At 67.8% G+C, this 12,228-nt stretch carries 14 protein-coding genes; 10 read left to right on the forward strand and 4 right to left on the reverse strand.

Features of this window, described 5'->3' with window-relative positions; translation table 11 throughout:
- Window positions 1-27 precede the first annotated feature (27 nt).
- The 4 genes from BKK79_RS04965 to BKK79_RS04980 form a co-directional block, all read right to left on the reverse strand.
- Entirely contained in the window at window positions 28-690 is a 663-nt protein-coding gene (locus tag BKK79_RS04965) for a phosphatidylserine decarboxylase (RefSeq protein ID WP_071011873.1), read from the reverse strand.
- A gap of 156 nt (window positions 691-846) precedes the next feature.
- Window positions 847-1,863 (reverse strand): ketol-acid reductoisomerase, encoded by a 1,017-nt coding sequence (gene ilvC, locus BKK79_RS04970; protein ID WP_071011872.1) that lies wholly within the window; start codon window positions 1,861-1,863, stop codon window positions 847-849.
- Between the two features lie 106 nt (window positions 1,864-1,969).
- Window positions 1,970-2,461, reverse strand: a complete 492-nt coding sequence (gene ilvN, locus BKK79_RS04975) for an acetolactate synthase small subunit (RefSeq protein WP_071011870.1) — start codon at window positions 2,459-2,461, stop codon at window positions 1,970-1,972.
- Window positions 2,461-4,224 (reverse strand): acetolactate synthase 3 catalytic subunit, encoded by a 1,764-nt coding sequence (locus tag BKK79_RS04980; RefSeq protein ID WP_071011868.1) that lies wholly within the window; start codon window positions 4,222-4,224, stop codon window positions 2,461-2,463. The genes ilvN and BKK79_RS04980 overlap by 1 nt, the downstream gene beginning before the upstream one ends.
- A gap of 372 nt (window positions 4,225-4,596) precedes the next feature.
- Between BKK79_RS04980 and BKK79_RS04985 the strand changes: the two genes are divergently transcribed.
- The 10 genes from BKK79_RS04985 (at window position 4,597) to BKK79_RS05030 (ending at window position 12,205) form a co-directional block, all read left to right on the forward strand.
- On the forward strand, window positions 4,597-5,163 hold the full coding sequence (locus BKK79_RS04985) for an RNA polymerase sigma factor (RefSeq protein ID WP_071011867.1): 567 nt from the start codon (window positions 4,597-4,599) through the stop codon (window positions 5,161-5,163).
- The gene (locus tag BKK79_RS04990) at window positions 5,160-5,594 is read left to right on the forward strand and encodes a DUF3619 family protein (RefSeq protein WP_071037256.1); all 435 of its coding nucleotides are present in this window, start codon (window positions 5,160-5,162) and stop codon (window positions 5,592-5,594) included. Before BKK79_RS04985 ends, BKK79_RS04990 begins: the two co-directional genes overlap by 4 nt.
- 5 nt (window positions 5,595-5,599) lie before the next feature.
- The gene (locus tag BKK79_RS04995; protein WP_071037257.1) at window positions 5,600-6,367 is read left to right on the forward strand and encodes a DUF3106 domain-containing protein; all 768 of its coding nucleotides are present in this window, start codon (window positions 5,600-5,602) and stop codon (window positions 6,365-6,367) included.
- Between the two features lie 130 nt (window positions 6,368-6,497).
- Window positions 6,498-7,025: an RDD family protein gene (locus BKK79_RS05000; RefSeq protein WP_071037258.1), complete on the forward strand. Its 528-nt coding sequence runs from the start codon at window positions 6,498-6,500 to the stop codon at window positions 7,023-7,025.
- Window positions 7,022-8,038: an esterase/lipase family protein gene (locus BKK79_RS05005; protein ID WP_071011861.1), complete on the forward strand. Its 1,017-nt coding sequence runs from the start codon at window positions 7,022-7,024 to the stop codon at window positions 8,036-8,038. Before BKK79_RS05000 ends, BKK79_RS05005 begins: the two co-directional genes overlap by 4 nt.
- Before the next feature lie 142 nt (window positions 8,039-8,180).
- Window positions 8,181-9,185: a UDP-2,3-diacylglucosamine diphosphatase gene (locus tag BKK79_RS05010; RefSeq protein ID WP_071016214.1), complete on the forward strand. Its 1,005-nt coding sequence runs from the start codon at window positions 8,181-8,183 to the stop codon at window positions 9,183-9,185.
- A 101-nt stretch (window positions 9,186-9,286) separates the two neighbouring features.
- Window positions 9,287-10,411, forward strand: a complete 1,125-nt coding sequence (locus BKK79_RS05015) for a glycosyltransferase family 4 protein (RefSeq protein WP_071037259.1) — start codon at window positions 9,287-9,289, stop codon at window positions 10,409-10,411.
- Complete coding sequence (locus BKK79_RS05020; RefSeq protein ID WP_231907999.1) at window positions 10,335-10,817, forward strand: diacylglycerol kinase; 483 nt, start codon at window positions 10,335-10,337, stop codon at window positions 10,815-10,817. The genes BKK79_RS05015 and BKK79_RS05020 overlap by 77 nt, the downstream gene beginning before the upstream one ends.
- 108 nt (window positions 10,818-10,925) lie before the next feature.
- Window positions 10,926-11,624 (forward strand): TetR/AcrR family transcriptional regulator, encoded by a 699-nt coding sequence (locus BKK79_RS05025; RefSeq protein WP_071011858.1) that lies wholly within the window; start codon window positions 10,926-10,928, stop codon window positions 11,622-11,624.
- Window positions 11,621-12,205 (forward strand): TIGR00730 family Rossman fold protein, encoded by a 585-nt coding sequence (locus BKK79_RS05030; RefSeq protein WP_071011855.1) that lies wholly within the window; start codon window positions 11,621-11,623, stop codon window positions 12,203-12,205. Before BKK79_RS05025 ends, BKK79_RS05030 begins: the two co-directional genes overlap by 4 nt.
- Window positions 12,206-12,228 lie beyond the last annotated feature (23 nt).

A 12,228-nucleotide genomic window follows, 5' to 3' on the forward strand; every position in this document is an offset into this window, starting at 1 on the left:
GCCGGTTCTCCTGTGCGCCGCGGCCGCTTACTGCTGCCCGCCTGCGACGTCGAGCTCGGCCAGCACGGTCGACGATGCCGACACCTTCTCGCCGATGGTCACGCGCGGACGCGCGCTCAGCGGCAGGTAGACATCAACGCGCGAGCCGAAGCGGATGAAGCCGTAGCGCTGGCCGCGCGAGAGGGTTTCGCCCACCTTCGTGTAGCACAGGATGCGGCGCGCCACCAGGCCGGCCACCTGCACCAGCGTGACGAGCTGGCCGTCGGCCGCGCGGCGGATCACCACCGCGTTGCGCTCGTTCTCGCTCGAAGCCTTGTCGAGGTCGGCATTGACGAACTTGCCGGGGAAGTATTCGATTTTCTCGACCGTGCCATCGATGCTGCTGCGGTTCGAATGAACGTTGAAGACGTTCATGAACACACTGATCTTCAGCGCCTCGCGGCCGGCGTAGCCGTCCTGCACCTTCTCCACGGCGACGATGCGGCCATCTGCCGGCGCCAGCACCGCGTTGGGCTGCTGCGGCACCGGGCGCGGCGGATCGCGGAAGAACTGCAGAACGAACAGCGTGATGATCCACAGCGGCAATGCCCACCAGAAGCCCGCGCCGGCGTTGACCAGCAGCGAGATGACAAAGGCGCCGGCCAGGAACGGCCAGCCTTCACGGGCGATCAGCGGATGAGGATAGTTCATGCAGGACTTGTGCGTTGAGTAAAGTCTGACAAGGATAACAAAAAGCCGTCCCGTCTCCGCCCGAATCGCCCCTCGAAAGCAGGGGGCATGGACGGGAGACGGGACGGCCATGGCCTGCGGGGCCTTGCCCCGCCTGGCCTGCCGGCTCGCGCCAGCTTAGTTCTTCGACTGGTCGACCAGCTTGTTCTTGGCGATCCAGGGCATCATCGCGCGCAGCTTCGCACCCACTTCTTCGATCTGGTGCTCGGCCGTCAGGCGGCGGCGCGAGATCAGGGTCGGGGCGCCGGCCTTGTTCTCGAGGATGAAGCTCTTGGCGTATTCACCGGTCTGGATGTCGGTCAGGCACTGCTTCATCGCCTTCTTCGTCTCTTCCGTCACCACGCGCGGACCGGTGACGTACTCGCCGTATTCGGCGTTGTTCGAGATCGAGTAGTTCATGTTGGCGATGCCGCCTTCGTAGATCAGGTCGACGATCAGCTTGAGCTCGTGCAGGCACTCGAAGTAAGCCATCTCGGGCGCGTAGCCTGCTTCCACCAGGGTCTCGAAGCCCGCCTTGATCAGCTCGACGGTACCGCCGCACAGCACGGCCTGCTCGCCGAACAGGTCGGTCTCGGTCTCTTCGCGGAAGTTGGTCTCGATGATGCCGGCGCGGCCGCCGCCGTTGGCGGTGGCGTACGACAGGGCGATGTCACGGGCGGCGCCGGACTTGTCCTGGTGCACGGCGATCAGGTGGGGCACGCCGCCGCCTTGCGAGTAGGTCGAGCGCACGGTGTGGCCGGGAGCCTTCGGCGCGATCATGATCACGTCGAGGTCGGCGCGCGGGATCACCGCACCGTAGTGCACGTTGAAGCCGTGGGCGAAGGCCAGCGCTGCACCTTCCTTGATGTTGGCGTGCACTTCGTTCTTGTACACGTCGGCGATCTGCTCGTCCGGCAGCAGGATCATGACCACGTCGGCGCCCTTCACGGCTTCGGCCACTTCCTTGACCGTCAGGCCGGCGTTGACCGCCTTGTTCCACGAGGCGCCATTCTTGCGCAGGCCGACCGTCACGTTGACGCCCGAGTCCTTCAGGTTCAGCGCGTGGGCGTGGCCTTGCGAGCCGTAGCCGATGATGGTGACGTTCTTGCCCTTGATCAGGGAGAGGTCGGCGTCCTTGTCGTAAAACACTTTCATGATTGTTCCTTCGCTTGCTGTCTATCTTGGTATGGATTGGCGGCGCCCCTGGGACACATGGCCCGGCGGGTCCGCACCGCCGTGGATACTGCGCCTGTGGTGCTGCTCAGACCTTGAGGATGCGTTCGCCGCGACCGATGCCCGAACCGCCGGTACGCACCGTTTCCAGGATGGCGGTGCGGTCGATGGCGTCGAGGAAGGCATCCAGCTTGCCGCCGTCGCCGGTCAGCTCGATGGTATAGGTCTTCTCGGTGACATCGATGATGCGGCCGCGGAAGATGTCGGCGGTACGCTTCATTTCCTCGCGCTCCTTGCCGACCGCGCGCACCTTGACCAGCATCAGTTCGCGCTCGATGTGCGCGCCCTCGGTCAGGTCGACCACCTTGACCACCTCGACGAGGCGGTTCAGGTGCTTGGTGATCTGTTCGATCACGTCGTCCGAGCCGGTGGTGACGATGGTCATGCGCGACAGCGACTGGTCTTCCGTCGGCGCCACGGTCAGGGTCTCGATGTTGTAGCCGCGGGCCGAGAACAGGCCGACCACGCGCGACAGCGCACCGGCCTCGTTTTCCAGCAGGACCGAAATGATATGACGCATCACAGGTCCTCCGCGCCGAGCAGCATTTCGGAGATGCCCTTGCCGGCCTGCACCATCGGCCAGACGTTTTCGGTCGGGTCGGTCTGGAAGTCCAGGAACACGGTACGGTCCTTCAGGCGGAAGGCCTCGCGCAGCGCGGGCTCCACGTCGGCGGTCTTCTCGATACGCATGCCGACGTGGCCGTAGGCCTCCGCCAGCTTGACGAAGTCGGGCAGCGCGTCCATGTAGGAATGCGAGTAGCGGTTGTCGTACTCGATCTCCTGCCACTGGCGCACCATGCCGAGATAGCGGTTGTTGAGCGCGCAGATCTTGACCGGGGTGTCGTACTGCAGGCAGGTCGACAGTTCCTGGATGCACATCTGGATCGAGCCTTCGCCGGTGATGGTCACCACTTCCTTCTCGGGGAAGGCCTTCTTGATGCCCATCGCGTACGGCAGGCCCACGCCCATCGTGCCCAGGCCGCCGGAGTTGATCCAGCGGCGCGGCTGGTCGAACTTGTAGAACTGCGCGGCCCACATCTGGTGCTGGCCCACGTCGGAGCAGACGAAGGCGTCGCCCTTGGTCAGTTCCCAGATCTTCTCGACCACGTACTGCGGCTTGATGATCTCGGAGTCGCGGTCATACTTCAGGCAGTCGACCGAACGCCACTTCTCGATCTGCTCCCACCACTTGGCCAGCGGCTCGCGGCGCGGCTTGGTCTCGCTCGCCTGCAGCTGCGAGATCAGCTCCTGCAGCACGTCCTTGACGTTGCCGACGATGGGGATGTCGACCTTGACCCGCTTGGAGATCGAGGACGGATCGATATCGATGTGGATGATCTTGCGCGCCTGCGAGGTGAAGTGCGCCGGGTTGCCGATCACGCGGTCATCGAAGCGCGCGCCGATGGCGATCAGCACGTCGCAGTTCTGCATGGCCATATTGGCTTCATACGTGCCGTGCATGCCCAGCATGCCGACGAACTGCTTGCTGGTGCCGGGGAACGCGCCCAGGCCCATCAGCGTGTTGGTGACCGGGAAACCGGTGAGCTGGGCCAGCTGGCGCAGCTCGTCGCTGGCATTGGCCAGCACCACGCCGCCGCCCGAATAGATGAACGGACGCTCGGCACCCAGCAGCAGGGCCAGGGCCTTGCGGATCTGGCCCGAGTGACCCTTGTTCACCGGGTTGTACGAGCGCATGTCGACCGCCTTCGGATACTCGTAGCGGCAGGCATTGCGCGAGACGTCCTTCGGGATGTCGACCACCACCGGGCCCGGACGGCCGGTCGCGGCGATGTAGAAGGCCTTCTTGATGGTGGCGGCGAGGTCGCGCACGTCCTTGACCAGGAAGTTGTGCTTGACGATGGGCCGCGTGATGCCGACCGTATCGCACTCCTGGAAGGCGTCCTGGCCGATGGCGGAGGTCGGCACGTTGCCGGTGATCACGACCATCGGGATCGAATCCAGGTAGGCGGTGGCGATGCCGGTCACCGCGTTGGTGACGCCGGGACCCGAGGTCACCAGGGCCACGCCGACCTTGCCGGTGGCGCGCGCATAGCCGTCGGCCGCATGGACCGCTGCCTGCTCGTGGCGCACCAGGATGTGCTCGATCTTCTTCTGCTTGTAGAACTCGTCGTAGATATACAGCACTGCCCCACCGGGGTAGCCCCAGACGTACTCGACGCCTTCTTCGGCCAGTGCGTGGACGAGGATTTCCGCCCCGATCATTTCGGGTGCGGCGGATGAATTGCTGTCTGCGTGGGAGAATTCCGCGCTGGGCATGTTCATGTCAGTCCTTTGCAATTTTCGGCAAAAAATTGTTTGGATGCTCTCTGCCGGGCTTGTGGCACGGGTTCAAGCGGTGCGCGTCTGCATGGGAGACCGCCTCATAAGCGGCCGGATGAGACAACCACAGATGTCGTGTGAACGGGAGATGATACTGTATTGCATCAGCGCGGTCCACGGTATTTTCCGCGGCACCCGCGTGTCGCCGGCTGCGCCGCCACACCGGCAGCACACCTGTATTACAAAAGAGACAACGTGTCGGGGAGCCCGTTTTTTTGCTAGCATCGCTCCAATTTTGGATGTGCCGAAGGCCTCAGGCCGCACATCCCAGGCCGCAATAGCGCCAACCACGAGCCACCGTCTGCTTCTGCCTGCATGGCAACCGAACAGGAACTTTCTGATTTTCTCGCCAGCGTCGAGCGGCGCGCCTTCAAGCAGGCCGTGTTTGCAGTACGTGACGACGAAGCCGCCCTGGACATCGTCCAGGACGCCATGATCAAGCTCGCCGAAAAATATGGCGACAAGGGGGCGGCGGAACTGCCACCGCTGTTCCAGCGCATCCTGCAGAACACCATCCACGACTGGTTCCGCCGCCAGAAGGTGCGCAATACCTGGGTCACGCTGTTTTCCAACCTGCGCGACGACCGGGAAGGCGACGACAACGACCTGCTCGAGACACTGGAGGCCGAAATCGGCAGCGAATCGGCCGAAAGCAGCGCCGACAAGGTGGAGCGGGCGCAGACCATGCATATCATCGAACAGGAGATCCAGCGGCTGCCTGCGCGTCAACGCGAGGCATTCCTGATGCGTTACTGGGAGGATATGGACGTCGCCGAGACCGCCGCGGTCATGGGCTGTTCGGAAGGCAGCGTCAAGACGCACTGTTCCCGTGCCACGCACACACTGGCGCAGGCCCTGCGAGCGCGGGGGGTCCGACTATGAGCAGAAACGACAGAGAAATCCAGGAACGCCGCTTTGTACATGAAGTGCGCCAGGCCCTCGACGCCTCGGCGCAGGAGTTGCCGCCCGCGCTGAGCGAGCGGCTGGCCGCCGCGCGCCGCATCGCGCTGGCGCACAAGAAGGCAGAGGTCACGGTCAAGGTACCGCGACTGGCGCTGGCCGGCGCAGATGCCGCGCCCATCTTCGAAGAAGACGATACGCCGTTGCACCGCGCCGGCAGCTGGCTGCGCCGGCTCGCGCTGCTGTGGGCGCTGATCGTGCTGGCCATCGGGCTGGTGGCGATCTACCAGTGGCAACAGCAGAAGCGCATCGACGAACTGGCGGACGTGGATGCCGCCATGTTGCTGGACGAACTGCCCCCGGCCGCCTACGCCGACCAGGGCTTCCACGTTTTCCTCAAGCGCGGCCAATAAGCCCGATGATCCGCCCCCACTCCGACGCTCCTCGTCGCCGGCTGGTTCTGATCGTGTCCGCAGGACTGGTCGCAGCCGCCGCCTGGGTGCTGAATCCGCCCTCCGCGCACGCGCAAGGCAGCGCACCGGCCGCTTCCGCGGCCGCCTCGGTGCCGGCACCCGCGCGCGGCGCTGCGCAGGCCCGTCCCAAGTGGGACGAACTGACCCCGGTCCAGCAGCGCATCCTGGCCCCGCTGCAACCCGCCTGGGAGAGCCTGGGCGAGCTGCACCGGCGCAAGTGGCTGCAGATCGCCGAGCGCTACCCGAAGTTCTCGCCGGCCGAGCAGTCCCGGCTGCAGGCGCGCATGACCGAGTGGATCCGGATGACGCCGCAGCAGCGCCGCCTGGCACGCGAGAATTACCAGATCACGCGCTCGCTGCCGGCGGCCAAGAAGGCCGAGGCCTGGGACAAGTACCAGCACCTGCCGGAAGAGCAGAAGAAGAAACTCGCTGCCGCCGAAACCCCGCACCACCCGGGAGCCGTCAGCGCCCTGCCATCGGCCAGGCGCCTGCCCGTGCAGACCGGCAAGCCGTTGGCGCGGCCGGCCGTGCCGGCCAGCGCGCCGACCGCCCCCACCCCGGCGGCGGCCACGGCCAAGCCGGCGGCCAGTGCCGCCGTGGCCGAAAGCGCGCCCGCGCCGGCCTCGGCTCCGACCCCGCAGGCCGCCGAACCGGCCGAGCCTGCCACCGATACCGCGGCCACCACCCCGGCCGACGCGACCCCCCGCAACTGAAGCAGGAACACCCGGCAGGCCTGGCCTCTGCCTGCGGCCGCACGCGCCGCCGGCGCCCTTTGGCATAATGCCGCGATGCCCGCGATCCCCGCGGGCGGGCGCCTGCTGGTGCCCGACGTCCGCCCGCGCCATGACTGCCGCCACCTTCGCCGAACCGCCCGCCGCCAGCCGCTCACCGTCCCTGCGCCGCCGCCTCGCCTGCATGCTCTACGAGGGCGTGCTGCTGTTCGGCGTGCTGAGCGCATCCACCGCCGCCTACCTGGTGATCCGGCCCGGCCTGCGCGCATCGGGGCTGGATACGGCGCTGGCGATGCAGGCATGGAGCTTCCTGGCGATGGGCCTGTACTTCGTCTGGTTCTGGCAGCGCAACGGGCAGACACTGGCCATGCAGACCTGGCGCATGCGCGTGGAAACCGCGCAGGGCAAACCGCCGCGCTGGCCGCAGGCAGCCTGGCGCTATCTGCTCGCCTGGCTGTGGCTGCCGCCCTCGGCCGCCGTCGGCCACGCGCTGGGGCTGGTCAAGGGCCCCTTCCTGGCCGTGCTGGCCGCTGGACTGCTGCTGTGGGTGATGCTCGCCTGGCTCGACCCGCAGCGCCGCTTCCTGCACGATCGCCTGGCCGGCACCCGGCTGGCCGACCTGCGGCCGCCGCGGGCATGACGCTCTCGGCCAGCGCCCTGCGCCGGCTCGCCCTGGCCGGGCAGTTCGGCCTGGGGCTGGCCTGCGCCGCGGCACTGGCCCGCTGGGCCGGCTGGCGCTGGCCGGCGGCAGCGCTGGGGGCGGCCTTGCTGGCCGCACTGGTGTTCGGGCTGGTCGTGGCCGGCGCCTTCGCCATCTCGCTGTCTGGCGCGGGCGTCCCCGCCACGCGGCGCCCTGCCGTGCCGCAGGCAGCCGCCATCGCCCCGCTCGGGGCGGCCGCGGCACTGGCCTGCTACCTGTACGAATGCACGGCCGTGTTCCGCATGTTCAACTGGATCGAGCCCTTCCGCTCCAGCCTGTCCTTCGTCCCGCCGCACGCCGGCGCGCCGGCGCGGCCGCCACTGCTGCTGGTGCATGGCTACGCCTGCAATCATGCCGTGTGGCTCGACCTGCAGCCGGCGCTGGCGGCGGCGGGCTACGCCTGCGAGGCGATCGACCTCCTGCCCCTGTTCGACAGCATCGACAACCATGCAGGCACCGTGCTGGCGCGCATGCGCGCCATCCATGCGCGCACCGGCCAGGCACCGCTGCTGCTGTGCCACAGCATGGGCGGGCTGGCCGCGCGGGCGGCGCTGGTGCGCGGCCGCGCCGAAGGCGGCGCGCCCTGCGCCGGACTGGTCACACTGGGCTCGCCGCACCAGGGCTGCGCACTGGCCAGCCTGGGGGCCGGCGCCAGCGCGCGCCAGATGCGCTGCGACAGCGCCTGGCTGCGTGCGCTGGCCGACGCCGAAGGGCCGGCCGAACGCGCCCTGCTCGCCTCCGTGTTCAGCTGGCATGACTCCATCGCCGGCCCGGCCGGCACCAGTTGCCTGCCCGGCGCCCGCCACTGGCCGCTGGCGGGCGTCGGCCACGTGGCGCTGCTGCGCCATCCGCGCGCACGCGACGCCGTGCTCGCCGCCCTCGACGCCTTCGCCAGTGCCGCACCGCATGCTGCCGGCGCCACGCCGTCGGCACGCGCGCCGCGCAAGGCCTGATCGGAGTCCTCCCGGGAGACCTGGGGAGAGCGGTTGCGGGCCGGTCCCGGCCGCCCCGGTCTTCATGTGACATTCATGTTCTCGTCACGCCGCAGTCATGGGGCACTGGCTCAATGCAGCCATCGCCCTTACCGGTGCCGCCATGGTTCACGCAATCCGATTCGCCCGCGGCTGTCTCGCCCGGGCCGCGCACAAGCTGCGCGGCAGTGCTGCCGGGACCCCGCCCCTGCCAGTCGCGCTGGCCGCCTTCATGCCGCCCTCCGGGCTCGATGCCCCGGCAGCCCGTCCCGCCCCCGCCGCCACCCCCGCCCTCTCCGACGCCAATCAGCACGACGCCAGGCAAACCGCCCCGCACACGGTGCAGCGCTACCGCGCCATCTGGGTCTCGGACGTCCACCTGGGCACCGCGGGCTGCCAGGCCGACTACCTGCTCGACTTCCTCAAGCACAACGAATCGGAGCGGCTCTACTTGGTCGGCGACATCATCGACGGCTGGCAACTGCGGCGCGGCTGGTACTGGCCGCAAAGCCACAACGATGTGGTGCAGAAGCTGCTGCGCAAGGCGCGCAAGGGCACCGAAGTGATCTACGTGCCGGGCAACCACGATGAGATGGCGCGGCAGTTCGACGGCCTCGCCTTCGGCGACATCACGGTGCGCGAGGATGCAGTCCACGTGACCGCCACCGGCCGGCACCTGTGGGTGGTGCACGGCGACCTGTTCGACGGCGTGGTACAGCACGCACGCTGGCTGGCCTACCTGGGCGACTCGCTGTACACCGTGATCCTGGCCTTGAACCGCCATTTCAACCGGGTGCGCGCGCGCCTCGGCTTCCCCTACTGGTCGTTGTCGCAATACCTGAAGCACCAGGTCAAGAACGCGGTCAACTACATCAACTCCTTCGAGCACGCGATGGTCGAAGAAGCGCGCCGGCGCGGCTGCGACGGCGTCATCTGCGGCCATATCCACAAGGCCGAGATCCGCGAGGTCGACGGCCAGCTCTATTGCAACGACGGCGACTGGGTCGAAAGCCTGTCGGCACTGGTCGAGACCATGGAAGGCGAGTTGAAGATCGTCTACTGGACCACCTTGCTCGACCCGCCGGCGCCGCCGCGCGCGCGCCGACGCCGCGCCGCCCTGCCCGCCTGAATCCCGCGCGGCGCCCGCCGGCGCGCCGCCTCCCCAGACCAACCATGTCCGCGCAGCAAGGCGGACCGATGCACAAGCGGCCAGCGCCGCGAGGAGCCAGCATGAAGATCCTGATCGTCACCGACGCCTGGGAACCGCAGGTCAACGGCGTGGTGCGCACGCTCAAGTCGACGCGCCGCGAGCTGGAGGCCATGGGGCACACGGTGGAACTGCTCACGCCGCTCGAGTTCCGTACCGTGCCGTGCCCTACCTATCCCGAAATCCGCCTGTCGCTGCTGCCCGGCCGCGCGGTCGCCGAACGCATCCGCGCCTTCGCGCCGGACGCGCTGCATATCGCCACCGAAGGTCCGCTCGGCATGGCAGCGCGCCGGCATGCGCTGCGCAGCAAGGTGCCCTTCACCACGGCCTACCACACGCGCTTCCCGGAGTACGTGCAAGCGCGCTTCGGCATCCCGCTGGCCTGGACCTACCGCTTCCTGAGCTGGTTCCACGGGCCGGCCCGGGCTGTGATGGCGCCGACCCCGGTAGTGCTCGACGACCTGCGCCGCTACGGCATCGGCCACGCCGTGCTGTGGTCGCGCGGAGTGGACCTGGACGTGTTCACCGCCCAGCGCGCCAACGTGTTGAACACGGCGCATCCGATCTTCCTCTACGTCGGCCGCGTCGCCGTCGAGAAGAACGTCGAGGCCTTCCTCGCGCTGGACCTGCCGGGCTCGAAGTGGGTGGTCGGCGACGGCCCGGCCCTGGCCTCGCTGCGCGCGCGTTATCCGGGTGCCAACTATCTGGGCGTGCTGAGCCAGCCCGAGCTGGCCAAGGTGTATGCTTCGGCCGATGTCTTCGTCTTTCCGAGCCGCACGGATACCTTCGGCCTGGTGCTGCTGGAAGCGCTGGCCAGCGGCCTGCCGGTGGCAGCCTACCCGGTCACCGGCCCCATCGACGTGCTGGGCGAGAGCCGGGCCGGCGTGATGCACGAAGACCTGCGCGAAGCCTGCCTGGAAGCGCTGCGCATCGATCGCGCCACCGCCCGCGCTCATGCCGAGCTGTTCTCGTGGCGCGCCGCTACCGAGCAGTTCCTGTCTCATCTGCGGCCGCTGGCCGCCGCCCACGGCGGCGCCACGGCCTCACGCCAACCGCAAGACCATGTCGAAAATGCAGCCGCAATCCGCACCGCTTCCCTCCAAGGCGAAACCGGCTCCGGTGCCAACGCCGGCCGAAGCGAGCACTGAGTACACCATCGAGCACAACCCGTACAAGGGCAACCGCGGCCTGGCGCGCGCCTGGCGCGCCGCCGTCAACTCCCTGTCCGGCCTGCGCTATGCCGTGCTGGAGGAAAGCGCCTTCCGCCAGGAACTGACGCTGGTGGCCATCCTGACGCCGTGCGCGCTGCTGGCGCCGGTCAGCGTGGTCGAGCGCATCCTGCTGCTGGGCACGCTGCTGCTGGTGCTGATCGTGGAATTGCTCAACTCCAGTGTCGAAGCCGCGGTCGACCGCATCTCGCTGGAGCGCAACAGCCTGTCCAAGCGCGCCAAGGACTACGGCAGCGCGGCGGTCATGCTGGCGCTGATCCTGTGCGGCGGAACCTGGATCGCGATCCTCGAGCCGCTGGTGGCACGCTGGCTGCAGGCGTCCTGACTTCGGCGCATGGCGGCGGGCGGCGCGGTAGCGGGGAGCCCGGAAAGCCAGGGAACGGGCGGTGTTTGCTTATAATCGCTGTCCCACGCCCCGATCCAACGGCAGCCCATGGAATCCAAACCGCAAACCGGCCCCCGCCGCACGAGGGACCGCATCCTCGACGTCTCGCTGCGCCTGTTCAATGAACTGGGCGAGCCGAACGTGACCACCACCACGATCGCGGAGGCGATGGAGATCAGTCCCGGCAACCTCTACTATCACTTCCGCAACAAGGACGACATCATCAACTCCATCTTCGTGCAGTTCGAGCAGGAGATGGAGCGCCGCCTGAAGCTGCCCGACGACCACAAGGCCACGCTCGACGAAAGCTGGGGCTACCTCCAGTACATGTCCGAGTTCCTGTGGAACTACCGCTTCCTCTATCGCGACATCAACGACCTGCTGGCGCGCAACCGGATGCTGGAGACCAACTTCAAGCGCATCGTCGAGCAGAAGAACCGCTTCGCCCAGGCCATCTGCCGGCAGTTCATCGAGGACGGCGAGATGGTGGCCACGCCCGAGCAGGTCGAAGCCATCTGCACCAATATCGTCGTGGTCGCCACCTACTGGCTGTCGTTCCAGTTCGTGCAGCACCCGCGCCAGTACAACGACCCGGAACGGATCCGCGGCTACCTGCACGGCTCCAGCTACCACATCTTCTCCATCCTCGCGCCCTACCTGCGCGGCAAGGCGCGTGCCGCCTTCGACCAGCTAGCGCGCGATTACGCGGCCGTCAAGGCCGCCCAGACCATCAAGGAATCGAAGTGAAATCCGTCTGCGTGTACTGCGGCTCCAGCCCCGGCCACCGTCCCGAATACGCCGAACAGGCGCGTGCGCTCGGCCAGGCGCTGGCCGAGCGCGGCCTGGCGCTGGTCTACGGCGGCGGCAAGGTCGGCCTGATGGGCATCATCGCCGACGCCGTGCTGGCCCATGGCGGCACCGCCATCGGCATCATCCCGCAGGCGCTGATGGACAAGGAGGTCGGCCACCGCGGGCTGAGCGAGCTGCACGTGGTGCGCAATATGCACGAGCGCAAGCAGATGATGGCCGACCGCGCCGACGCCTTCATCGCCATGCCCGGCGGCGTGGGCACCTACGAAGAATTGTTCGAGACCGTCACCTGGCAGCAGCTCGGCTACCACGCCAAACCCATCGGCCTGCTCAATGTGGCGGGCTTCTACGACGGCATGCTGGGCTTCCTCTCGCATGCGGTGCAGGAAGGCTTCCTCAAGCAGGTCCATGCCGACCTGCTGCACGTCGACACCGCGCCGGCCGGTCTGCTCGCCAAGCTGGAGCAGGCACCGCGTGTGACCGTCGACAAGTGGCAGGAAAAGCGCGCCGAGGCCTGAGCGCCGCCGGCGCCGCCCTGCCC

Origin of the sequence: Cupriavidus sp. USMAA2-4 (assembly GCF_001854305.1) — a bacterium.
Lineage (GTDB): Bacteria > Pseudomonadota > Gammaproteobacteria > Burkholderiales > Burkholderiaceae > Cupriavidus > Cupriavidus malaysiensis.

Excerpts from the sequence above, each read along its gene's own strand:
- BKK79_RS05025 (WP_071011858.1), top strand. The coding sequence starts at position 10,926 with ATGGAATCCAAACCGCAAACCGGCCCCCGCCGCACGAGGGACCGCATC.
- BKK79_RS05020 (WP_231907999.1), top strand. The coding sequence starts at position 10,335 with ATGCAGCCGCAATCCGCACCGCTTCCCTCCAAGGCGAAACCGGCTCCG.
- BKK79_RS04995 (WP_071037257.1), top strand. The coding sequence starts at position 5,600 with ATGATCCGCCCCCACTCCGACGCTCCTCGTCGCCGGCTGGTTCTGATC.
- BKK79_RS05005 (WP_071011861.1), top strand. The coding sequence starts at position 7,022 with ATGACGCTCTCGGCCAGCGCCCTGCGCCGGCTCGCCCTGGCCGGGCAG.
- BKK79_RS04985 (WP_071011867.1), top strand. The coding sequence starts at position 4,597 with ATGGCAACCGAACAGGAACTTTCTGATTTTCTCGCCAGCGTCGAGCGG.
- BKK79_RS05000 (WP_071037258.1), top strand. The coding sequence starts at position 6,498 with ATGACTGCCGCCACCTTCGCCGAACCGCCCGCCGCCAGCCGCTCACCG.
- ilvC (WP_071011872.1), bottom strand. The coding sequence starts at position 1,863 with ATGAAAGTGTTTTACGACAAGGACGCCGACCTCTCCCTGATCAAGGGC.
- ilvN (WP_071011870.1), bottom strand. The coding sequence starts at position 2,461 with ATGCGTCATATCATTTCGGTCCTGCTGGAAAACGAGGCCGGTGCGCTG.
- BKK79_RS04965 (WP_071011873.1), bottom strand. The coding sequence starts at position 690 with ATGAACTATCCTCATCCGCTGATCGCCCGTGAAGGCTGGCCGTTCCTG.
- BKK79_RS05010 (WP_071016214.1), top strand. The coding sequence starts at position 8,181 with ATGGTTCACGCAATCCGATTCGCCCGCGGCTGTCTCGCCCGGGCCGCG.
- BKK79_RS05015 (WP_071037259.1), top strand. The coding sequence starts at position 9,287 with ATGAAGATCCTGATCGTCACCGACGCCTGGGAACCGCAGGTCAACGGC.
- BKK79_RS04980 (WP_071011868.1), bottom strand. The coding sequence starts at position 4,224 with ATGAACATGCCCAGCGCGGAATTCTCCCACGCAGACAGCAATTCATCC.
- BKK79_RS04990 (WP_071037256.1), top strand. The coding sequence starts at position 5,160 with ATGAGCAGAAACGACAGAGAAATCCAGGAACGCCGCTTTGTACATGAA.